This window comes from Streptomyces sp. PCS3-D2 (assembly GCF_000612545.2).
Lineage (GTDB): Bacteria > Actinomycetota > Actinomycetes > Streptomycetales > Streptomycetaceae > Streptomyces.
Genome location: NZ_CP097800.1, coordinates 6,177,561 through 6,198,081, shown reverse-complemented (window position 1 = coordinate 6,198,081; position 20,521 = coordinate 6,177,561). Strand labels below are relative to the sequence as shown.

The window sequence follows — 20,521 nt, the reverse complement described above, 5'->3', positions numbered from 1 at the left end:
GGCACACATCGCAGCAGCTGCCCTGTCACAGCGGAACGCGCAGGGCCCCGTCGATGAGCCGCACGGTTTCCTGCGCCTCGGAACAACCGCTGGTCAGCAGCTGCTCGCGAACCGCTCGCAGCCGGTCGCGCAGCCGCAGCGACTCCATCCCGCGAGCCCTCTCGGCCATCTCGGCCGCGCCCGCCGCGGCCCGGTCCGCCTCGCCCTGGCGGAGCTGGATCTCGCAGAGCATCGCCAGCCGGTGCACCCGGCCGCGGTCGTGGGCCGGGGTACCGACGGCGGCGGCCGCGTGGACCCGCGCGGCCTCCAGATCGCCCAGACTGAGCAGCGCCTCGGCGACCTGCACATTGACGAGGCCCGGCTGTACGTAGCCGGTCTCGTCCGGCTCACTGCCCGGGCGGATCCGCGCGGCGGCCGCCTCCGCGCCCCGGATGCACGCCAGCGCGGCCTGGGTGTCGCCGAGTTGGGCGAACGCCTTGGCCTGCATGGCGTGCAGGTCGGCGGCGAGCGCCGGAGTGATGTGCCGGCCTGCGGCGCGCAGTGCGGCCTCGGCGAAGGCGACGGCCTGGCGGTACTCGCGCAGGTGCAGGGACTGGTTGACGATCAGGGCGATCACGTACGCCCCGAGTCCCCGGTCGCCGCTCGCCTTGGCCAGGCGCAGCGCCTGGTGGAAGTAGCGCTGCGCGAGCCCGTGCGCGTCCGAGTCGTACGCGCAGATGCCCGCCACCGCCACCAGGGACCCGGTGGCCCGGTGCAGTCGGCGGCCGAGGTCGTCGGGGTAACTCCCGCGCAGCATCGGCGCGGTCTCGGTGCCGAGGAAGCGGACGATCCGATCTCGGGTGGCCACGCCGCCGGCCCGGCGGTACATCAGCTCGTAATGGGCGCGGGCGGACTTGAGGACGTCGACGTGCTCGGGTCCGATCCGGTTCGGCCCGTCACGCGAGACGTCGGCGTCCTCCGGCGGGTTCTCCCACTCCCAGACCGGGATGACGGCCGGGGTGCCGGTGACCGCCCCGGCGGTGAGCAGTTGGGGCCGGGCCTGGCCGTCGGAACGCCACAGGGCAGCGGCCCGGTCCACGAACCCGCTCAGCGGGGAGGCATGCAGGGCCCCGGGGTGGTCCGGCACTCCGAGTCCGATGTCGTCCAGCCCAACGGGCCGCCGCAGACGGCCTCCGAGCACCTCGCAGATCAGGTCGGGGACCTGACCGCGGGGACGCTGCCCCTTCAACCACCGTGTCACGGCGGTGTGTTCGTAGCGCAGGGCCAGCCCGCGGGTACGCCCCGCCTGGTTCACGTGGGCGGCGAGCCCGGCGTGGGACATGCCCGCCTCGGCGAGGAGGGCGTCGAGCAGGACATTGGGCTGCATGGGCCGCTCCCGGAGCTCGTCGGTACCAGGCTAGTGGGTGTGCGGTTCACACGGGGTGTGAAGTGAGTACGCGCATAAATGCGATCCGCACTCTGCCGCACGGACCCCCGCAGGCGCTTCACTGAAAACCCTCGCCAAGAGGAGCTCGGGTCGTCGGCTCCCCCTCGAACAGTGCGACGACCCGTCACCGCGCCGCCCGTCCTGCTGTCTGCCCGACACTCCACGGCAGGCGGGCGGCGCCTTCCGGTTCCGCCGGCGCCCGGTTGGTCGCCGGGCCCCGGCAGCGGACCGGACCGGACGCGTGCCGGGCCCATCCACCAGGCCCGGCACGCGTGGCCGGCGCCGGGCATCGCGCGCCCGCCAGGGCCTCGCCGCCCGCGAGCCGCCCCGGTGCACCAACCGGACGGCTGCCCCCGGCATGGGCCGTGGGGACCTCACCCCGACAGGTGAGGCAGCGGCTCCCCGTACCCGCCATGGCGCGGGGGGCGCATCCGGTTGCGGATACGCCCCCCATCAGGCACTGATCGGGTCCGGGGACCGTTCGGCTACGCGCCCCGGAGCACCGCCCCGGTCCGCTCGCCGGCGAGCGCCACCGCGGCGTCGCGCGCGGCCGTGGACTCCTCGGCGGTCAGCGTCCGGTCACCCGCCCGGAAGCGCAGCGCGTAGGCCAGGGACTTCTTGCCCTCACCGACCTGCTCACCGGTGAACACGTCGAACAGACGCAGCGACTCCAGGAGTTCGCCCGCTCCCTTGCGCAGCGCGGCCTCCACGGAGGACGCCGGGACGGAGGCGTCCACGATCAGCGCGACGTCCTGGGTCGCCACCGGGAAGGAGGAGATCCGCGGCGCCTGGACGGCCGTGCCGCCGGCCGCCGCGAGACGGTCCAGGTCGATCTCCATCGCGCTGGTGCGGGCCGGCAGGCCCATGGCCTTGACCACCCGCGGGTGCAGCTCGCCGGCGTGGCCGATGACCTGCTCCACACCGTCGACCGTGACGACCAGCTCGGCGCAGCGGCCCGGGTGCCAGGGGCCGTACTGGCCCTGGCGGACGACCAGCTCGGTACCGGCCTCGACGGCCAGTGCCCGGGCGGCCTGGACCGCGTCGGCCCAGTCGGCCGGGCGGCCCTTGCCCCACCAGCCGGCCTGCTCGCGCGCACCGGCCAGCACGACCGCGGCGTACCGCGGCTGCGCGGGCAGCGCCGCGTCCAGGGTGGCGATCTCCTCGTCGGTGGGACGCCGGTCGACGGGCAGCCGTACGGCGGCACCCGGCCGCGCGGCGGCCCGGAAGACCGAACCGGTCTCGAAGAGCGCGAGGTCGTGGCTGCCCCGGCTGTCGTTGCGGCGCAGCGCGCCGAGCAGACCCGGCAGCAGCGTGGTGCGCAGCGCCGGCTCCTCGTCGGAGAGCGGGTTGACCAGCTTGACGACCTGGCGGGCGGCGTCGTGCGCCGGCAGCTGGAGCTGGTCGAAGACGCCTTCGCCGAGGAAGGGGTAGCTGAGCGCCTCGACGTAGCCTGCACCGGCGAGCGCACGGCCGACCCGGCGGTGCAGCTGCTGCCGGGCGGTCAGACCGCGGCCGGAGGGCACCTGCGGCAGGGTCGACGGGAGGTTCCCGTAGCCCTCCAGCCGGATGACCTCTTCGGCGAGGTCGTTGGGCGCGGCGAGGTCGGGCCGCCACGAGGGCAGCGTGACCACGAGCTCGTCCTGGCCGTAGACGTCGCAGCCGATCTCCTGGAGGCGGCGCACGACGGTCTCGCGGCCGTACTCCATGCCCGCGACCCGGTCCGGGTGGTCGGCGGCCATCGCGATGGTGCGCGGCGCGCCCGGGGCGACGACCTCGGTGACCCCGGCCTCCGCGGTGCCGCCGGCGAGGAGCACGAGCAGGTCGACGGTCCGCTGGGCGGCCGCGGCGGCCGCCTGCGGGTCGACGCCCCGCTCGAAGCGCTTGGAGGCCTCGGAGGAGAGCTTCATGCGGCGGGCGGTGCGCGAGATCGACACGGAGTCGAAGTGCGCGGCCTCGATGACCACGTCGGTGGTCCCGGTGACGGCGCCGGTCTCCGGGTCGGTGACGGAGTCGGCGATCTCGGTGTTGGCGCCGCCCATGACGCCGGCGAGGCCGATCGGCCCGCTGTTGTCGGTGATCACCAGGTCCTCGGCGTCGAGCGTGCGCTTGACCCCGTCGAGGGTGGTGAACTTCTCGCCCTGCTCGGCGCGGCGGACGCCGATGGTGCCGTCGATCCGCGAACGGTCGTAGGCGTGCAGCGGCTGGCCGAGTTCGAGCATCACGTAGTTGGTGATGTCGACGGCGAGCGAGATCGGACGCATGCCGGCCTTCTGAAGGCGGCGCTGGAGCCAGATCGGCGAGCGCGCCTCGGGGTCGAGACCGGTGACGGTGCGGGCGGTGAAGCGGTCGCAGCCGGCCGGGTCGTCGATCCTGACCGGGTAGCCGTAGGAGTTCGGGCCGGGCACGTCGAGCAGCGCGGGGTCACGCAGCGGCAGGCCGTAGGCGGTCGCCACCTCGCGGGCGATGCCGCGCAGGGACATGCAGTAGCCGCGGTCCGGGGTGACGTCGATGTGCAGCACCTCGTCGACGAGCTGGAGCAGCTCGATCGCGTCGGTGCCGGTCTCGTGCTCCGGCGGCAGCACGATGATGCCGTGCGTGCCGTCGTCGCCCATGCCGAGCTCGTCGCCGGAGCAGATCATGCCGTGCGAGGTCTTGCCGTACGTCTTGCGCGAGGCGATCGCGAAGTCGCCGGGCAGGACGGCACCGGGCAGGACCACGACGACCTTGTCACCGACGGAGAAGTTCCGGGCGCCGCAGACGATCTCCTGCGGCTCGCCGGTGCCGTTGGCGGTGCCGACGTCGACCGTGCAGAAGCGGATCGGCTTGCGGAAGCCCTCGAGCTCCTCGATGGTCAGCACCTGGCCGACGACGAGGGGGCCCTTGAGCCCGGCGCCGAGCTGCTCGACCGTCTCGACCTCCAGGCCGGCGTCGACGAGCTTGGCCGCGACGTCGCGACCGGATGCACCGGCGGGGAGGTCGACGTACTCCCGCAGCCACGAAAGCGGGACCCGCATCAGATCTCCATCCCGAAAGGCCGGGTGAAACGAACGTCACCCTCGACCATGTCTCGCATGTCTTCAACGTTGTGACGGAACATCAGCATCCGCTCGATACCGAAGCCGAAGGCGAACCCGCTGTACTTCTCCGGGTCCACACCGCAGGCGGTCAGCACCTTGGGGTTGACCATGCCGCAGCCGCCGAGCTCGATCCAGCCCTCGCTGGAGCAGGTCCGGCACGGGCGGTCGGGGTTGCCCACCGACTCACCGCGGCACACGTAGCACTGCATGTCCATCTCGGCGGACGGCTCGGTGAACGGGAAGAAGTGCGGGCGGAGCCGGGTGGTGGTCTCCTCGCCGAACAGCTCCTTGACCATGTGGTCGATGGTGCCGCGCAGGTCCGCCATGGTCAGGCCCTCGTCCACGGCGAGCAGCTCGACCTGGTGGAAGACCGGGGTGTGCGTCGCGTCGAGCTCGTCGGTGCGGTAGACGCGGCCCGGGCAGACGATGTAGACGGGCGGCTTGCGCTCCAGGAGCGAGCGCGCCTGCACCGGGGAGGTGTGGGTGCGCAGCACGACACCGGACTCGTCTCCCTCGGTGCCCTCGGGGCCCCGGACGAAGAAGGTGTCCTGCATCTGGCGCGCCGGGTGGTCGGGCGTGAAGTTGAGGGCGTCGAAGTTGAACCACTCCGCCTCGACCTCGGGGCCCTCCGCGACCTCGTACCCCATGCCGACGAAGATGTCCGCGACGCGGTCCATCAGCGTGGTCAGGGGGTGCCGGGCGCCCGCGGGGGTGCGGTCGTACGGCAGCGTGACATCCACCGCCTCCTCGACCAGCACCCGCTCGTCGCGCTCGGCCTCGAGCTCGGCGGTGCGGGCCCCGAAGGCCTTGTTCACGGCGCCGCGGGCCTGGCCCACGCGCTTGCCCGCCTCGGCCTTGGCCTGCGGGGGCAGGGCGCCGATCTCGCGGTTGGCGAGCGCCAGGGGCGAGCGGTCGCCCATGTGCGCGGTCTTCGCCTCGCGCAGCGCGTCGAGGTCGCCGGCGGACGCGAAGGCGGCGAGCGCCTCGTCCCGCATGCGCTCGATCTCTTCCGGTTTCAGTGCCTCGACCTCGACAGGGTCGTACGACTTGTTCGGTGCCGACATCTCTTCCCGTACTTCCGATGGCTGGCTGGTTGGGTCCCCCGCGCGACGCGCAGGACGCGCTCGGCACAAGGACACAAAGGTGCCAAAGGACGAGTCTAAGCGCCGCTGGGGGTGGAGGAGCCCGTGGGCCGCCCGGCGAGACGCTCAGCAGGACTACTGCGTGAGGTAGGCCGGGGCGCTCACGGGCAGGATAAATCGGAACTCGGCGCCGCCGCCGGGGCCGCGGCCGACCGTGATGGTGCCGCCGTGCGCCTCGACGATGCCCTTGACGATGTAGAGGCCCAGGCCGGTGCCTCCGCGCTTGCTCCCCCGCCAGAAGCGGGTGAAGACGCGGGCCATCGACTCCTCGGGAATCCCGGGGCCTTCGTCGGACACGGTGACGGCGGTTCCCTTCTCATGCGGCGACACCCCGATGGTGACCGTTCCCTCGCCGTGGCGCACCGCATTTTCGAGGAGGTTGCCGAGGATCTGGTCGATCTTGTCCGGATCGGCCCATAGGTCGGGGAGCGGACGGCTGATGCTGACGAGGAAGCGCTCGGGCGCCTGGCCGTTCGCGGTGAGCGCCTGTACGTGGCGGCCCACCGCGGTGGCGATGTCGACCGGCTGGCGGCGCACCTCCAGGCGGCCGGAGTCGATGCGCGAGATGTCGAGGAGCTCGGCGATGAGTCGGGTGACCCGGTTGGCGTCGGCGTCGACGGTCTCCAGCATCAGCCGCTTCTGGTCGTCGGTGAACCGCTCCCACTTGGCGAGCAGGGTCGCGGTGAACCCCTTGACGGAGGTCAGCGGGGAGCGCAGCTCGTGGGCCACCGTCGCGATCAGCTCGGCGTGGCTGCGTTCGGTGCGGCGGCGGGCCTCGGTGCCGCGCAGGGTGACGACGAGCCGGCGGACCGGGCCGGTGGGGTGGGTGCGGATGTAGCTGGCCGAGACGAGCACCTCCCGGCCGCCGGGAAGCAGCAGGTTCCGCTCGGGCTGGCCGCGGCGGGTGGCGAGGCCTCCGTACGGGTCCGTCAGCGCCCACCAGCGGCGCCCTTCGAGGTCTTCCAGCGGGAGGGCCCGGTCGATGGGGGCGCCGAGCGCCTCCTGCGGCGCCAGAGCGGTGATCCGCGCGGCGGCCGCGTTGAAGCAGACCACCCGGCCGGTGTCGTCGGCGACGACGAGCCCGTCGGGCAGGTGGTCCGGGTCCACCTCGAAGCCGAGTCCGGCGCCCGGGACCTCGGCGGCCTCCCGCGCGGCGGGGACCACGGGCCGGGCGGCGCGGGCGCGGCCCGAGTCCACCGCCTGGGGCGGTACGCCGCACAGCCCGTCGGCGGCCGCGACCGGAGGGTCGAGGGCGTCCAGGAACGGCTCCTCGGCCGCGTCCGCGGCTCCGGGCCAGCTGTTCGTACCGACGGTCATGTCCCCGTACCCCACATCTCCGAGTAGCGCAGTGGGCCCCCCGGGCCGCCACACTACTAGCTGGGGGTCACGGAGCGGCACCCTCCGGGCGCCCGCTGTGCACGCGCGGACGCGTAGAGACACACGGCGGCGGCCGTCGCCAGGTTCAGACTCTCCGCCTTCCCGTGGATCGGGACCCGTACGACGGCGTCCGCGAGCGCCCGGGTCTCCTCCGGAAGGCCCCAGGCCTCGTTGCCGAACACCCAGGCGGAGGGGCCGCCCATGGTGCCGGCGTCCAGTTCGGCGTCGAGGTCGTCCTCGCCGGCCCCGTCGGCTGCGAGGATCCGTACGCCGGCGGCGCGCAACCCCGCGACGGCCTGCTCCACCGGGACACCGACGGCGACCGGCAGGTGGAAGAGGGAGCCCACGGAGGCCCGTACGGACTTGGGGTTGTAGAGGTCCACGGAGGCGTCGGTCAGCACCACCGCGTCGGCCCCGGCGGCGTCCGCGCAGCGCAGCACCGTACCCGCGTTGCCGGGGTCGCGCACGTGCGCGAGGACGGCAACGAGTTTGGGCCCGGCCTTGAGGATCTCCTCGAAGGGCGAGTCGAGGAAGTGGCAGACGCCCACGATCCCCTGGGGGGTGACGGTCTGGGAGACCTCGGCGAGCACCTCGTCGGAGGCGTGGTGCACACGGGCCCCCGCGTCCAGGGCCGCGCCGATGATCTCGGGATGGCGCTCGGCGGCCTCGACGGTGGCGAACAGCTCGATCAGGGTCGGGGCGCCCGTGGGACCGCGGTGCTCGACGGCCTCGCGGACCGCCTGCGGGCCCTCGGCGATGAACCGGCGCTCCTTGGTGCGGAAGTTGCGCCGCGCCAGTCGCCTGGCGGCGGCCACCCGCGGGGATCGGGGGGAGATCAGCTCGGCGGGGGTAGCCATGGTCTGCGGTTCTCTCTCGGGGTTCCGGAGCGCGCGCGGGCGCGGCCGGCGGGCGGACGTGGTGCGGGGCGAAAGCACACGGACCCGCAGGCGAATGCCTGCGGGTCCGTGGGGGCCGGCCGCGTGATCGCGGGCCGGCTAGCCCTTAGGCAGCGGCCTTGGGGGCGTTGACGTCGGCCGGGAGCGCCTTCTGCGCGACCTCGACGAGGGCGGCGAACGCGTTGGCGTCGTTGACGGCCAGCTCCGCGAGGATCTTGCGGTCCACCTCGATGTTGGCGGCCTTCAGACCCTGGATGAGGCGGTTGTACGTCATGCCGTTCTGGCGGGCAGCGGCGTTGATGCGCTGGATCCACAGCTGACGGAAGTCGCCCTTGCGCTTCTTGCGGTCGTTGAAGTTGTAGACCAGCGAGTGGGTGACCTGCTCCTTGGCCTTGCGGTACAGGCGCGAACGCTGACCGCGGTAGCCGGAGGCCGCCTCGAGGATCGCCCGGCGCTTCTTGTGGGCGTTTACTGCCCGCTTGACGCGTGCCACTTTTTAACTCCTTGTAGCGGGGCCGTGGGTGTCTTCACACGACCCGGAAATTCGATGGGGTCCCGGTCTCGACATGCTTCCGCTCCCGGCAGGGGGAGCGGAGGTGTCAGATGCCGAGAAGCTTCTTGATCTTCGCGGCGTCGCCGGGAGCCATCTCCGCGTTGCCGGTGAGGCGACGGGTCAGGCGGGACGACTTGTGCTCGAGCAGGTGGCGCTTGCCGGCGCGCTCGCGGAGCACCTTGCCGGAGCCGGTGACCTTGAAACGCTTCTTGGTACCGCTGTGCGTCTTGTTCTTCGGCATGGCGCCGTTATCTCCTCGTCGGTGGCGCTCCCTCGCCGGTCCGCACCGGACCGGCTCGGGGGAGCGTCATGGTGTGTAGGTGATTCGAGACAGGTGCCTCGGAATCAGGCCTCGGCGTTCGCCTCACCGGCGTCGGCCTCGGTGACCTTGGCATCCTTGGCGTCCGTCGCCTCGACCGGGGCGGCCTCCTGGGAGGGAGTCGCTTCGTCGGCGGCGGCGGCGCCCTGGCGCTCGGCCTTGCGTGCGGCCTGCGCCTCGCGGGCTTCGGCCATGGCCTCGGTCTTCTTCTTGTGCGGACCGAGGACCATGATCATGTTTCGCCCGTCCTGCTTCGGGTTCGACTCGATGAAGCCGAGCTCCTCGACGTCCGAAGCGAGACGCTGCAGCAGTCGGTAGCCGAGTTCCGGCCGGGACTGCTCGCGACCACGGAACATGATCGTGATCTTGACCTTGTCGCCCTGCTTGAGGAACCGAACGACGTGACCCTTCTTGGTGTCGTAGTCGTGCGGGTCGATCTTCGGCCGGAGCTTCATTTCCTTGATGACCGTGTGCGCCTGGTTCTTGCGCGCCTCACGGGCCTTCATGGCCGACTCGTACTTGAACTTGCCGTAGTCCATGAGCTTGCAGACCGGCGGGCGTGCGGACGCCGCGACCTCGACCAGGTCGAGGTCGTACTCCTGTGCCAGCTCAAGCGCCTTGGCAAGCGGCACGATGCCGACCTGCTCGCCGCTGGGACCGACGAGTCGTACCTCGGGAACGCGAATCCGGTCGTTGATGCGGGGCTCGGTGCTGATGGATCCTCCTCGGTAGCACCACACGACTGCCTGGCAGACAGCCGCTGACGTGTATTTCCGTCAGACCGACCACAGCGGGAGAATGAAAAAGCCCCGCCGGGCACAGGCAGGGGCTCCAAAACGACCGGAGCACCGCCGCATGCAGCACGCGGGGCGCAGACTCGGGCGGCTTTCCATCGTCCGTACGGAACGATGGATGCCGCCTGACCGGTGACCCGCCGCCCCGGAAGGCGGTCAGGTGGGAGAACGGAGCCTCCACTTGTGGGCCGGACACCATGGCATCCGGCCGGTCGATGTACATACTAGCACCCGCGTTGCAAGCCCGCCGCACGGCATATCGTGGGGCTCATGACTGACGCGACACCCTCCACCGACCCCGCTGCCGACGGCGCCCCCGACTACGACGCCATGACCCGCGACATCGCGGACGTGCCCGCCGTCGAGGTGATCACGACGGTGGCCGTGCACCTGCTGAGCGCCGCGGCGGTCAACCTGGGCCTGGACAAGCCGGACTCCGAGCACAAGGACCTCGACGAGGCCCGCAAGCTGATCACAGCCCTGGCCGGACTCGTCACCGCGAGCGCCACCGAGATCAGCTCCTTCCACGCCGCCCCGCTGCGCGACGGTCTGAAGTCGCTCCAGCTGGCCTTCCGCGAGGCCTCGGTCGTCCCGGACGAGCCGGGCCAGGGCCCGGGCGAGAAGTTCACCGGTCCCGTCTTCGGCTGATCCGGGGACGAGCACCACGCGGGAGGGGCGGGCCGTGACGACACGGCCCGCCCCTCCCGCGTCGTTCAGCGGGTGTAGAGGGGCTCGCCGGGCGGGACCGGAGCGTCCGGCGGCAGCAGCGCCAGGTCGAGGCCGCGCACCAAGCGGGCCCGCAGGGTGGTGTCCGCCGCCAGGGCCTCGGCTACGCGGCGGGCCGCGGCGGGGGCCTGGGCGTCGGCGGCCAGCACGATCGCCAGGGTTCCGTCAGCGTCGGCGCCGCCCGGGCCGAGGTGGGCGCATCGCACGGCCGGCTCGGCGGACACGGCGGCCCGTACGGCCTCCCGCACGGCGGGGTCGGCCAGTGGGTCGGTGTCCGTGCGGCCCTCGGCGAGCGCGAGCAGCGCAGGCCCGGTCAGCTGGTAGGCGACCGGGCCGGCCAGGTCCAGCACGACGGTGTCGGCCTTCTCGTGCGCGGCGGCCGCCAGAGCCTGGTGCAGCGGGACGGCCACCGGCCGGGCGGCCGGGTCCCAGAGCGCGAGCGAGGCGATCGAGGTGAAGGCCGGCAGGGCCCGCCGGTCCCCCGCCCGCAGGGTCGGGACGGCCATGTCGCTGGTCTTCTCCCGCTTGAGTCCGGTCTCCGGGTCGGTCTCCACCTCGCCGAGGACGGCCACCACCGGGACCAGCAGGCGGGCGCCCTTCAGTGCCGCCAGGACGCGCGGCTCCTGCGTGCGGTCCTCGGCCCATGCGGCGAGGGCCGCGGTCAGCTCGGGGTCGGCGGAGCCGTCGTCGTCGGAGAAGCCCGGGTCGGGAATGTTCTTGTTCGCCATGTTCGCCACAGTTACCCGACCCTACTGTGCCGGGTCCGCGCCGCCGCCCCGGGGACCACGTCGCGGGCGCCGGGCCAGTACGGCGGCCAGCACGAGCAGCACCGCTCCGGCGGCCGCGGCGGCCGGAGCGCCGAGCCGGGCGCCGCGCTCCGGCGGGCGGACCGGCTCGGGGCCCGGGCCGAAGTACCGGGCGGCGGCCGGGGCCGGGGCGGGTACCGCAGCCTCGGGCCGCATCTCGTCCGCGACCTGGAGGGCGGCTGCGGGATCGACCATTCCGTGGCCGCGGGCGTCGTCGCGACCACCGGCCGGGGAGTCGGAGGCGGTGTCCTCCAGCAGCTTCTTGATCTGGGCGGGGGACAGATCGGGGTGCGCGGCCCTGACCAGGGCCGCCGCTCCGGAGACGAAGGCGGCGGCGGCGCTGGTGCCCCAGCCCTCGTAGTAGGAGCGGTCCGGGTCGGCGATGACGACGTCGACTCCGGGGGCGCTCACGGTGGCATACCAATTGCGCGTGGAGAATTTCGCCTTCCGGCCGCGGCGGTCGACCGCGGTCACGGCGATGACCCCCGGGTAGGCGGCCGGGTAGGAGACGCGGTCGCCCGACTCGCCGCCGTTGCCTGCGGAGGCCACGACGACCACCCCCTTGGCGAGCGCGTACTGGACCGCCTCGTCCTCGCCCGCCTCGTGGTGGGCGGAGTCGCTGTCGTCGCCGAGGGACAGGTTGATCACGTCGGCCCCGTGGTCCGCGGCCCAGCGGATGCCTTCGGCCAGGGCGCCGCCCTTGCTCTCGCGTGCCGTGGCCCGGCCCGGGTCGCTCTCTTCGAGGATCACCCGTACGGGCAGGATCCGCGCCTGCGGCGCGACGCCGAGGACTCCCTGGCTGCGGCTCGGACCGTGCCCGTGCCCGGCGATGATGCTCGCCATGGCGGTCCCGTGGCGGGCCCAGGCCCGGTCGCCGGGGCCGGCGCCCATGCCGATGAGGTCGGTGCCGGCGAGGACCTGGCCGGACAGGTCCGGGTGGGACTCGTCGACGCCGGTGTCGAGGACGGCGACGGTCACGCCGTCCCCGCGGGTGGTGCCCCAGGCCTCCTCGGCGCGCAGGGCCAGGAGCCCCCACTGGCGGTCGCGGATGGTGTCGGCAGCGGCCGGGGCGGCGGTGGCGGTGGCCAGGAGAGCGGCGGCGGCGAGCACGGCCGCACCACGGAGGAGGGCGCGGGCGGAGGCTCCGGCGAGGGTCATCGTGCGGCCTTCGGGGCTGGGGTGACGGGCGGTGCGGCGAGGGCCGCCAGACCGTCCCCGATCCGGTCGGCGACCGCCGTGGCCTCGTGGCCGAGGCCCGCCTGGGCGGCGGCGCCCGTGGCGCCCTTCGCGACGAGGTCCCCGGCCGGGCGCGGGGCCTCCTGGGGGCGGCCGTCGGCGAAGGCGGAGACGGCATAGACGACGACGGGGGCCTCGGTGCGTACGGAGGCGGCCCAGGCGGCGCGCTGGTCGTCGGCGAACCCGTAGGCGGGCGGGGCGGTGAGTCGGCCCCGGAGGGAGCTCATCGTGGGCCCGTCGGCGGGGGTGAAGACCATGCCGACGGCGATCAGGGCGCTGCGGGTGGCGTCGGTGTAGGTGGCGCGGAGCACGCGGGTGCAGCCGGTCTCGGCCACCGCGGCCAGCCAGTCGGCGGGCAGGGCGGCGGGGCAGTCGGCGTCGGGGGCGAGCGCGACGCGGGTCCAGGTGCGGTCGGCGCCGCCGGGGCCGGCCGAGGGGCCGGCGAGGACGGGCGGAAAGAGGCTGTCCACGGGGGCCGCGCGCCACAGCGAGCCGGCCTTGCGGTAGGCGGCGTCGGCGGGCAGGGGGCGGTTCGCGGCGCGGTGTTCGGCCCAGGTGGTGAGGGCGGCTCCGCCGACGAGGCCGCCGCCGAGGACGAGGCAGAGGGTGGCGGCCACGACGCGGCCGGGGTGGCGGCGCGGCGGGATGTGGGCGGGCCGGGGCGGCGGGGACCAGGGGTCGGGCTCGCCCGGGATCGTGGTCCGCGGTGTCGTCGTGGTCATCCGGCGGCTCCGCCCCCCGTTCCGTACGGCTGCCTGCCCGTACTCTACGGGGTTCGCGGACACCCACCCGGCGGAGCGGTCCCGTCGGGCCACGTTCTACGTCCCGGCCGACGCCCCGACCGGTCCCGACCCCGGCCCGGCAGATCCCCCCTCACCACTGCCGCGCCGCCTCTCCCCCGGCCACGCTGCCCCTCGGCTTCGCCCCCTCCAGCCTCGCCGGTGTTCGAGGCACGGGGTCCGGGCGGAGCCCCGGGGGTTGGCCCGGGGCCCTACCCACCGGTAGAGACCTCTGGCAAGCTGCCGCCCATGAACTCCCCCGCCGCCGACCGCGCCCGGTACGACCGGGCGACCGCGCACCTGGACGCGCCGCTGGCCATCGTGGATGTCGAGGCCTTCGACGCCAATGCAGACGATCTCGTGCGCCGGGCCGGCGGCAAGCCGGTCCGGGTCGCCAGCAAGTCGGTCCGGTGCCGTGCTTTGCTCGAACGGGTGCTGGCCCGCCCCGGGTTCGCCGGGATCATGTCGTACACCCTCGCCGAGTCGCTCTGGCTGGCCCGTTCCGGGTTCGAGGACGTGCTCCTCGCCTACCCCTCCGCGGACCGGGCCGGTTTCGGCGAGCTGGCCGGCGACGCCAAGCTGGCCGCGGCCGTCACCGTGATGGTGGACGACCCCGCGCAGCTGGACCTGGTCGACGCGGCCCGTGACGGCGGTGCCGAGGAGATCCGGGTGTGCCTGGAACTGGACACCGCCCTGCACCTGATGGGCGGCCGGATCCGGGTGGGCGCGCGCCGGTCGCCGCTGCGCGAACCGGCGGAACTGGCGGCGCTGGCCCGGGCAGTCGTCGCGCGCCCCGGGTTCCGGGTGGTGGGGCTGATGGCGTACGAGGGCCATGTCGCCGGGGTCGGGGACGCTCTGGCGGGGCGCCCCCTGCGGTCTCGGGCGATCCGGCTGATGCAGGGCGCGGCCCGCAGGGAGTTGGCGGCGCGCCGGGCCGCGGTGGTGGCGGCCGTACGGGCCGTCGTACCGGACCTGGAGTTCGTCAACGGCGGCGGCACGGGCAGCGTGCAGCAGACCGCGGCCGAGGAGGCGGTGACCGAGATCGCCGCTGGGTCGGGGCTGTACGTGCCGCGGCTCTTCGACAACTACACCTCGTTCAGCGGCCGACCGGCCGCCCTCTTCGCCCAGCCGGTGGTACGCCGGCCCGGGGTGGGGGTGGTCACGGTGCTCGGCGGCGGCTACCCGGCGTCCGGGGCGCCCGGCCCGGACCGGCTGCCGGTCCCGTACCTGCCGCAGGGGCTGCGCTACGACCCGCAGGAGGGCGCGGGCGAGGTGCAGACGCCGCTGCTGGGGAGCCCGGCCGACGACCTGCTGATCGGCGACCGGGTCTGGTTCCGCCATGCGAAGGCCGGCGAACTGTGCGAGCGGTTCGACACCCTGCACCTCGTGGAGGGCGACCGGGTCTCGGGCAGTGTGCCGACCTATCGGGGCGAGGGCCTCACCTTTCTGTGACGGCCTGGAACACGGTGTCCGCCTGATCCGGAATGACGCTCGTGTCGTCGCGGCGGACCGGGCCGGCGGTGCCGTCGTGGTCGATGTAGCCGGTGGTGGAGCAGGGGTAGGGGCTGGTCCTCTGCTTCTTCGGCTCGATGAACATCGGGTTGACGATCCACTTGCCGTCGCTGTTGTCGTAGGCCCGGCACATGAGCTCGGTCTTGTTCCGGTTCACCGCGAGCCGCAGGACGGTCGCGTCCCGCAGGAACGTGATGTCGGTGTCGGAGTCTCCCGCCGCGAACACCGGGCGGCGGGCGGGCGGCTGGACCGTCCCGGCGGCGGGGCCGCGCACTCCGAAGACCTCCTTGTTGATCCAGCAGCGCTTGCCGTCGATGTACGTGATCATCGTGTCGGCTCCGTCCGCGACGGAGCCGCATCCCTGGAGGTGGGCGGTGTACGCCCCGCCGCGGGTCGTGGTGTTGCGGATGCCGATGACGCGGTCGGCGCCGATGCCGACGGCCGCGGCCCAGACCTCGACGACCGGCTGGGGGGAGGCCGAGCTGATCCAGACGTCGAAGCCGGCCTTGCCGAGGCTCTTGATCAGGTCCTTCTGCTGGTCGTAGTAGCGCACCCACCCGGTGGCGCTGCCGGTGCCGACCTGCTGGGTGGCGCCGACGGGCGCGTCGAGGTTCTCGGTGCGGGCGGCGGCGGCGAAGCCGCGGATCTCGTGGGCGGTCCAGCCCTGCATCAGCTGGGGCAGCCAGGCGTACCCGGGTTCCATCGTGCGGCGGTCCCAGCCGGTGAAGGCGGTGGCTCCGGTGCGGGTCGCGGCGGTGCCGTAGACCGCCCTGATCTCGTCCGCGCAGCCGGCTCCCGCGGGGGTCCCGGTGGGCAGCGGGGTGCCCGGGCGGGCGAGGGCTGCGCAGGCGTCGGCGAGGGCCCCGGCGGCGGCAGGGGTCAGGAAGCGGCTGGTGGTGGTCCAGTCCCCGCGGGCGGGCTGGCGGACCTTGCCGTTGCGGAGCAGCCAGAACATGGTGGCGTCGCCGACGTCGTTCTTGACGACGGTGTTGTCCCAGTCGAAGACGGCGACGGGCCTGGCGCGGGTGGGGCGGTGGGGGCCGCAGCGGCCGTAGCGGTCGATGAGCTGCTGGAGGCGCGCCTGGTTGTCGCCGTACCAGCCGGTCGTCAGCCGCGGGGTGGCGCAGTGCGCAAGGGGGCCTGCGGCCGCGGCGGTGGGGCCGGCGGCGGCGAGGGCCGCCACGGTGACCGCGGCGGCGGCGAGCGCCTGGAGGCGCTGGGTGGTGGTGCGTGGGGACACGGGTGATCGCTCCTGGCGGTGAAGGCGTCACGGGCGGTGGAGCACGACAGCCGGGCGTCGTGCGACGCCCGGCTGTCGGGTGGGTGGTGGTGGGTGAGCTCTAGAGGGGCGTGACGTACGCGCCCGAGATGCCACCGTCGACGAGGAAGTCGGTGGCGTTGATGAAGGAGGAGTCGTCGCTGGCGAGGAAGGCGACGGCGGCGGCGATCTCGGTGGGCTCGGCGAACCGGCCCAGCGGGATGTGCACGAGGCGGCGGGCGGCGCGCTCGGGGTCCTTGGCGAACAGTTCCTGGAGCAGCGGGGTGTTGACGGGCCCCGGGCACAGGGCGTTGACGCGGATGCCCTCGCGGGCGAACTGGACGCCGAGCTCGCGCGACATGGCGAGGACGCCGCCCTTGGAGGCCGTGTAGGAGATCTGGGAGGTGGCGGCGCCCATGATGGCGACGAAGGAGGCGGTGTTGATGATGGAGCCGCGGCCCTGGCGCTGCATGTAGGGCAGGGCGGCCTTGCAGCAGAGGTAGACGGAGGTGAGGTTGACGTCCTGGACGCGGCGCCAGGCGTCGAGCTCGGTGGTGAGGATGGAGTCGTCGTCCGGGGGCGAGATGCCCGCGTTGTTGAAGGCGATGTCGACGGAGCCGTAGGTGTCGAAGGCGGTCTTGAAGAGGGCCTCGACGTCTTCCTTGTCGGTGACGTCGACCTTCACGAAGAGGCCTCCGACCTCCTCGGCGGCGGCCTTGCCGGCCGTCTCGTCGATGTCCGCGCAGACGACGTTGGCGCCTTCGGAGGCCAGTCGGCGGGCGGTGGCGAGGCCGATGCCGCTGCCGGCTCCCGTGATGACGGCGGTGCGGCCGACGAGGCGGCGGCAGATGATCGCGTTGGGCTCTACGGACATGGGGTCAGGCCTCCGTGCTGATGAAGACGTTCTTGGTCTCGGTGAAAGCGGTGAGGGCGTCGGGTCCGAGCTCACGGCCGAGCCCGGACTGCTTGTAGCCGCCGAAGGGGGTCCAGTAGCGGACGCTGCTGTGGGAGTTGACGGACAGGTTGCCGGCGGCGACGGCCCGCGAGACGCGCAGCGCGCGGCCGATGTCCCGGGTCCACAGGGAGCCGGAGAGGCCGTATGCGGTGGCGTTGGCCAGGCGTACGGCGTCCTCCTCGTCCTCGAAGGGCAGGACGACGGCGACGGGCCCGAAGACCTCCTCGACGGCGACGGGCGCGGCGGGGTCGACGTCGGTGACGAGGGTCGGCGGGTACCAGAAGCCGGGGCCTTCGGGGGCGGTGCCGCGGACCGCGGTGAGGTCGTCGGTGACGAAGGACCGGACTCGGTCCAGCTGGGACCGGGAGATCAGCGGGCCCATCTGCGTCTTCTCGTCGAGCGGGTCGCCGACGGCGACGTCCGCGATGCGGGGGGCGACGAGGTCGAGGAAGCGGTCGTACGCGGAGCGCTGGACGAGGATGCGGGTGCGGGCGCAGCAGTCCTGGCCGGTGTTGTCGAGGAAGGACATGGGGGCGGCGGCCGCGGCGGCCTCCAGGTCGGCGTCGGCGAAGACGATGTTGGGGCTCTTGCCGCCGAGTTCGAGGGTGACGCGCTTCACCCGTTCGGCGCACTTGGCCATGATCTGCTTGCCGACCCGGGTGGAGCCGGTGAAGACGATCTTCGCGACGCCGGGGTGTTCGACGAGGGCGTCGCCCGCGGTGTCGCCGCGGCCGGGGAGCACCTGGAAGAGGTGTTCGGGGATCCCGGCCTCAAGGGCGAGTTCGGCGAGGCGCAGCGCGGTCAGGGGGGTGGTCTCGGCGGGCTTGAGGATGACGGCGTTGCCTGCGGCGAGGGCCGGGGCCAGGCCCCAGGCGGCGATCGGCAGGGGGAAGTTCCACGGGGCGATCACGCCGATGACGCCGAGGGGTTCGAGGAAGGTGACGTCGATGCCGCCGGCGACGGGGATCTGGCGGCCGGAGAGCCGTTCCACGCCCCCGGCGGCGAAGTCGAGGAGGTCGCGTACGTTGCCGGCTTCCCAGCGGGCGTTGCCGATTGTGTGGCCGGCTTCGCGGACCTCCAGCTGCGCCAGTTCCTCGACGTGTGCGTCGACGACCGCGGCGAAGCGGCGCAGCAGGCGGGCCCGGTCGGCGGGGGCGGCCGCCGCCCAGGCGCGCTGGGCCGCGGCGGCCCGGGCGACGGCGGCGTCGACGTCGTCCCGTGTGGCGGCCGGGACGACGGCGACGAGTTCCTCGGTGGCCGGATTGAGCACTCTCAGATCGAAGGGGGCCAGCGCATCGGACACGTGGTGCCTCACAGTTTCGGTTCGGTGGCGTGGATGACTACAGGCGTTCGAAGGAGCGGCGCAGCTCCCAGTCGGTCACCGCGGAGTCGTAGGCGTCGAGTTCCACGCGGGCCATGTTCCGGTAGTGGGCGACGACCTCGGGGCCGAACGCGGCCTTGGCGATCTCGCTGTTCTCCCAGAGTTCGGCGGCCTCGCGCAGGGTCGCGGGGACGTGGGCGTAGTCGCCGGTGTAGGCGTTGCCGGTGCAGATCGGGGGCAGTTCCAGGCGGTTCTCGATGCCGTAGAGGCCGGCCGCGACCAGGCCGGCGACGGCGAGGTAGGGGTTGACGTCGCCGCCGGGGAGGCGGTTCTCGAAGCGCATGGAGCGGCCGTGGCCGACGACGCGCAGGGCGCAGGTGCGGTTGTCGAGGCCCCAGGCGACGGCGGTCGGCGCGAAGGATCCGGGCCGGAAACGCTTGTACGAGTTGATGTTCGGGGCGTAGAGAAGGGAGAAGTCGCGCAGCGCGGCAAGCTGGCCGGCCAGGAAGTGGCGCATCACCGGTGACATACCGTGTGCCTCGTGGCCCTCTCCGGCCATCGCGTTGCGTCCGTCGGCGTCGGTGAGGGAGAGGTGGATATGACAGGAGTTGCCCTCGCGCTCGTCGTACTTGGCCATGAAGGTGAGCGCGACGCCTTCCTGTGCGGCGATCTCCTTGGCGCCGGTCTTGTAGACGGAGTGCTGGTCGCAGGTGGTGAGCGCCTCGTCGTAGCGGAAGGCGATCTCGTGCTGGCCGAGGTTGCACTCGCCCTTGGCCGACTCGACGGTCAGACCGGCGGCCTGCATCTCGTTGCGGATCCGGCGCAGCAGGGGTTCGACACGGCCGGTCCCGAGGACCGAGTAGTCGATGTTGTACTGGTTGGCGGGGGTCAGGCCGCGGTAGTTGGCGTTCCAGGCCTGCTCGTAGGTGTCCTGGAAGACCATGAACTCCAGCTCGGTGCCGACCATCGCGGTGTATCCATGCTCGGCGAGGCGTTCCAGCTGGCGGCGCAGGATCTGGCGGGGGGCGGCCACGACGGGGGTGCCGTCGTTCCAGGCGAGGTCGGCCAGGATGAAGGCGCTGCCGGGGTTCCAGGGGATGCGGCGCAGGGTGGCGGGGTCGGGATGCATGGCGAAGTCGCCGTAGCCCCGCTCCCAGGAGGACATCTCGTAGCCGTCGACGGTGTTCATGTCGGTGTCGACGGCCAGCAGGTAGTTGCAGCCCTCGGTGCCGTGCGCGAGGACCTCGTCCAGGAAGAACTGTGCGGCGAACCGCTTGCCCTGGAGCCGCCCCTGCATGTCGGGGAAGGCCAGGACCACTGTGTCGATCTCACCGCTGGCGACGAGGGCACGGAGCTCCTCGGGCGCGAGCGGCGGCTTGCGGTCTACCACGGGAATCTCTCCTTCGGTGAGCCGAGGAGGCCTAAGGTATTGAATAGAACCATTGCTTGGGAAGGGGAGGGACCGAGATGACCGATACGGCGAGCGAGGGCGACGCCGCCCGGCGCCTGAACCCGGTGCTGCGCCAGGTGCGGGCGGGCAACGGCTTCGAGGAGGCGCTGCAGCAGATCCTCCAGGTGGTCCGCCTGGGCCTGGTGCCCGGCGGCGAAAGGCTGCCGCCCGAGCGCGAGCTGGCCGAGCGGATGGGGATCAGCCGGGTCACCCTGCGCGAGGTCCTGAAGGTACTTCAGGACCAGGGCCTGGTGGAGGCGCGGCGCGGCCGGTACGGCGGAACGTTCGTGCTGCCCCGTCCCGACACCCCGGCCGGCGGCACGGAGGAGGAGCTGCGCAGGCGGGTGGCGGGCGTGGACATCGAGGACGTGCTGCGCTTCCGCGAGGTCCTGGAGGTGGGGGCGGCCGGGCTGTGCGCCTCCCAGGGGCTGACCGAAGAGGGCACCGAACGGCTGCTCGCGGCCCTGGACGCCACCCACGACGCCCCGCTGGCGGACTACCGCAGGCAAGACACGCTCTTCCACCTCGCCCTGTGCGAGCTCGCCGGGTCGGCCACCCTGACGGCCCAGTACGCGGCCGTCCGCGCCACGGTCAACGACCTGCTCGACTGCATCCCGCTGCTGGTACGCAACCTGGAGCACTCCCAGCAGCAGCACAGCGCGCTGGTGGAGTCGGTGTTGGAGGGGGATGCGGCTCGGGCCCGCGAGACCATGCGCGAGCACTGCTGCGGCACGGCCGCACTGCTGCGCGGCTTCCTCGCCTGAGCCGGCCGGGGGGCGGGGATCGCGGGGCGCCCGAGAGGCTTTCGTAACTTCTGTTTTACGCAGAGGTCTTGCGCGCTCCGCTCCACTAGGACAAAGGTACGCCCCACAACCATTGCCCTGAGGCAGGAGC

Annotated in this window: 18 protein-coding genes; 3 read left to right on the top strand and 15 right to left on the bottom strand. The window is 73.1% G+C overall.

From position 1 onward, the window contains the following. Positions 1–25 precede the first annotated feature (25 nt). The 8 genes from AW27_RS27715 to infC all read right to left on the bottom strand — a co-directional run bounded on the left by AW27_RS27715 (position 26) and on the right by infC (position 9,530). Positions 26–1,366, bottom strand: a complete 1,341-nt coding sequence (locus AW27_RS27715; RefSeq protein ID WP_037925910.1) for an NsdA family TPR-like regulatory protein — start codon at positions 1,364–1,366, stop codon at positions 26–28. 545 nt (positions 1,367–1,911) lie between these two features. Then, positions 1,912–4,440: a phenylalanine--tRNA ligase subunit beta gene (gene pheT / locus AW27_RS27710; protein WP_037925906.1), complete on the bottom strand. Its 2,529-nt coding sequence runs from the start codon at positions 4,438–4,440 to the stop codon at positions 1,912–1,914. After that, complete coding sequence (pheS, locus tag AW27_RS27705) at positions 4,440–5,567, bottom strand: phenylalanine--tRNA ligase subunit alpha (protein ID WP_037925903.1); 1,128 nt, start codon at positions 5,565–5,567, stop codon at positions 4,440–4,442. The genes pheT and pheS overlap by 1 nt, the downstream gene beginning before the upstream one ends. A 153-nt stretch (positions 5,568–5,720) precedes the next feature. After that, positions 5,721–6,962, bottom strand: coding sequence for a sensor histidine kinase (locus tag AW27_RS27700; protein ID WP_037925900.1), 1,242 nt, complete (start codon positions 6,960–6,962; stop codon positions 5,721–5,723). 56 nt (positions 6,963–7,018) lie between these two features. Continuing rightward, positions 7,019–7,879 carry a TrmH family RNA methyltransferase gene (locus AW27_RS27695; protein WP_037925897.1) on the bottom strand — a complete coding sequence of 287 codons (861 nt, stop codon included), beginning with the start codon at positions 7,877–7,879 and terminating at the stop codon, positions 7,019–7,021. A 145-nt stretch (positions 7,880–8,024) separates the two neighbouring features. Beyond that, positions 8,025–8,411, bottom strand: a complete 387-nt coding sequence (rplT, locus tag AW27_RS27690) for a 50S ribosomal protein L20 (protein WP_007263143.1) — start codon at positions 8,409–8,411, stop codon at positions 8,025–8,027. Positions 8,412–8,517: 106 nt separating this feature from the next. Beyond that, positions 8,518–8,712 carry a 50S ribosomal protein L35 gene (rpmI, locus tag AW27_RS27685; RefSeq protein ID WP_030770466.1) on the bottom strand — a complete coding sequence of 65 codons (195 nt, stop codon included), beginning with the start codon at positions 8,710–8,712 and terminating at the stop codon, positions 8,518–8,520. Positions 8,713–8,816: 104 nt separating this feature from the next. Next, positions 8,817–9,530 (bottom strand): translation initiation factor IF-3, encoded by a 714-nt coding sequence (infC, locus tag AW27_RS27680; RefSeq protein WP_037925892.1) that lies wholly within the window; start codon positions 9,528–9,530, stop codon positions 8,817–8,819. Positions 9,531–9,854: 324 nt separating this feature from the next. Here infC and AW27_RS27675 point away from each other — a divergent pair, with 324 nt between their 5' ends. Beyond that, a complete protein-coding gene (locus AW27_RS27675; RefSeq protein WP_037925889.1) occupies positions 9,855–10,232 on the top strand; it encodes a DUF1844 domain-containing protein in 378 nt (125 codons plus the stop codon). Between the two features lie 65 nt (positions 10,233–10,297). Here AW27_RS27675 and AW27_RS27670 read toward each other — a convergent pair whose 3' ends face one another. Genes AW27_RS27670 through AW27_RS27660 form a run of 3 tightly spaced genes read right to left on the bottom strand, consistent with a single transcriptional unit; the run spans position 10,298 to position 13,074 of the window. Next, on the bottom strand, positions 10,298–11,038 hold the full coding sequence (locus AW27_RS27670; RefSeq protein WP_037925886.1) for an SseB family protein: 741 nt from the start codon (positions 11,036–11,038) through the stop codon (positions 10,298–10,300). A gap of 21 nt (positions 11,039–11,059) precedes the next feature. Next, positions 11,060–12,274 (bottom strand): type VII secretion-associated serine protease mycosin, encoded by a 1,215-nt coding sequence (mycP, locus tag AW27_RS27665; RefSeq protein WP_052031151.1) that lies wholly within the window; start codon positions 12,272–12,274, stop codon positions 11,060–11,062. Continuing rightward, the gene (locus AW27_RS27660; protein ID WP_063890633.1) at positions 12,271–13,074 is read right to left on the bottom strand and encodes a hypothetical protein; all 804 of its coding nucleotides are present in this window, start codon (positions 13,072–13,074) and stop codon (positions 12,271–12,273) included. The genes mycP and AW27_RS27660 overlap by 4 nt, the downstream gene beginning before the upstream one ends. A gap of 306 nt (positions 13,075–13,380) precedes the next feature. Between AW27_RS27660 and AW27_RS27655 the strand changes: the two genes are divergently transcribed. Beyond that, positions 13,381–14,583 (top strand): alanine racemase, encoded by a 1,203-nt coding sequence (locus AW27_RS27655; protein ID WP_037925883.1) that lies wholly within the window; start codon positions 13,381–13,383, stop codon positions 14,581–14,583. Here the strand turns inward: AW27_RS27655 and AW27_RS27650 are convergent. The 4 genes from AW27_RS27650 to AW27_RS27635 form a co-directional block, all read right to left on the bottom strand. Continuing rightward, the gene (locus tag AW27_RS27650) at positions 14,570–15,883 is read right to left on the bottom strand and encodes an HAD family hydrolase (protein ID WP_037925880.1); all 1,314 of its coding nucleotides are present in this window, start codon (positions 15,881–15,883) and stop codon (positions 14,570–14,572) included. The genes AW27_RS27655 and AW27_RS27650 overlap by 14 nt on opposite strands. A gap of 100 nt (positions 15,884–15,983) precedes the next feature. Beyond that, entirely contained in the window at positions 15,984–16,775 is a 792-nt protein-coding gene (locus AW27_RS27645; protein WP_037925877.1) for a 3-oxoacyl-ACP reductase, read from the bottom strand. 4 nt (positions 16,776–16,779) lie between these two features. Beyond that, positions 16,780–18,159 carry an aldehyde dehydrogenase family protein gene (locus AW27_RS27640; protein ID WP_037925874.1) on the bottom strand — a complete coding sequence of 460 codons (1,380 nt, stop codon included), beginning with the start codon at positions 18,157–18,159 and terminating at the stop codon, positions 16,780–16,782. A 37-nt stretch (positions 18,160–18,196) separates the two neighbouring features. Further along, complete coding sequence (locus tag AW27_RS27635; RefSeq protein WP_037925871.1) at positions 18,197–19,567, bottom strand: glutamine synthetase family protein; 1,371 nt, start codon at positions 19,565–19,567, stop codon at positions 18,197–18,199. A 77-nt stretch (positions 19,568–19,644) separates the two neighbouring features. On the opposite strand from AW27_RS27635, the gene AW27_RS27630 reads away from it, so the two are divergent. Next, positions 19,645–20,391 carry a FadR/GntR family transcriptional regulator gene (locus AW27_RS27630; protein WP_037925866.1) on the top strand — a complete coding sequence of 249 codons (747 nt, stop codon included), beginning with the start codon at positions 19,645–19,647 and terminating at the stop codon, positions 20,389–20,391. The last annotated feature ends 130 nt before the right edge of the window (positions 20,392–20,521 follow it).

Excerpts from the sequence above, each read along its gene's own strand:
- pheS (WP_037925903.1), bottom strand. The coding sequence starts at position 5,567 with ATGTCGGCACCGAACAAGTCGTACGACCCTGTCGAGGTCGAGGCACTG.
- AW27_RS27630 (WP_037925866.1), top strand. The coding sequence starts at position 19,645 with ATGACCGATACGGCGAGCGAGGGCGACGCCGCCCGGCGCCTGAACCCG.
- AW27_RS27655 (WP_037925883.1), top strand. The coding sequence starts at position 13,381 with ATGAACTCCCCCGCCGCCGACCGCGCCCGGTACGACCGGGCGACCGCG.
- AW27_RS27700 (WP_037925900.1), bottom strand. The coding sequence starts at position 6,962 with ATGACCGTCGGTACGAACAGCTGGCCCGGAGCCGCGGACGCGGCCGAG.
- pheT (WP_037925906.1), bottom strand. The coding sequence starts at position 4,440 with ATGCGGGTCCCGCTTTCGTGGCTGCGGGAGTACGTCGACCTCCCCGCC.
- mycP (WP_052031151.1), bottom strand. The coding sequence starts at position 12,274 with ATGACCCTCGCCGGAGCCTCCGCCCGCGCCCTCCTCCGTGGTGCGGCC.
- AW27_RS27695 (WP_037925897.1), bottom strand. The coding sequence starts at position 7,879 with ATGGCTACCCCCGCCGAGCTGATCTCCCCCCGATCCCCGCGGGTGGCC.
- AW27_RS27715 (WP_037925910.1), bottom strand. The coding sequence starts at position 1,366 with ATGCAGCCCAATGTCCTGCTCGACGCCCTCCTCGCCGAGGCGGGCATG.
- AW27_RS27675 (WP_037925889.1), top strand. The coding sequence starts at position 9,855 with ATGACTGACGCGACACCCTCCACCGACCCCGCTGCCGACGGCGCCCCC.
- AW27_RS27670 (WP_037925886.1), bottom strand. The coding sequence starts at position 11,038 with ATGGCGAACAAGAACATTCCCGACCCGGGCTTCTCCGACGACGACGGC.
- AW27_RS27645 (WP_037925877.1), bottom strand. The coding sequence starts at position 16,775 with ATGTCCGTAGAGCCCAACGCGATCATCTGCCGCCGCCTCGTCGGCCGC.
- AW27_RS27660 (WP_063890633.1), bottom strand. The coding sequence starts at position 13,074 with ATGACCACGACGACACCGCGGACCACGATCCCGGGCGAGCCCGACCCC.
- rpmI (WP_030770466.1), bottom strand. The coding sequence starts at position 8,712 with ATGCCGAAGAACAAGACGCACAGCGGTACCAAGAAGCGTTTCAAGGTC.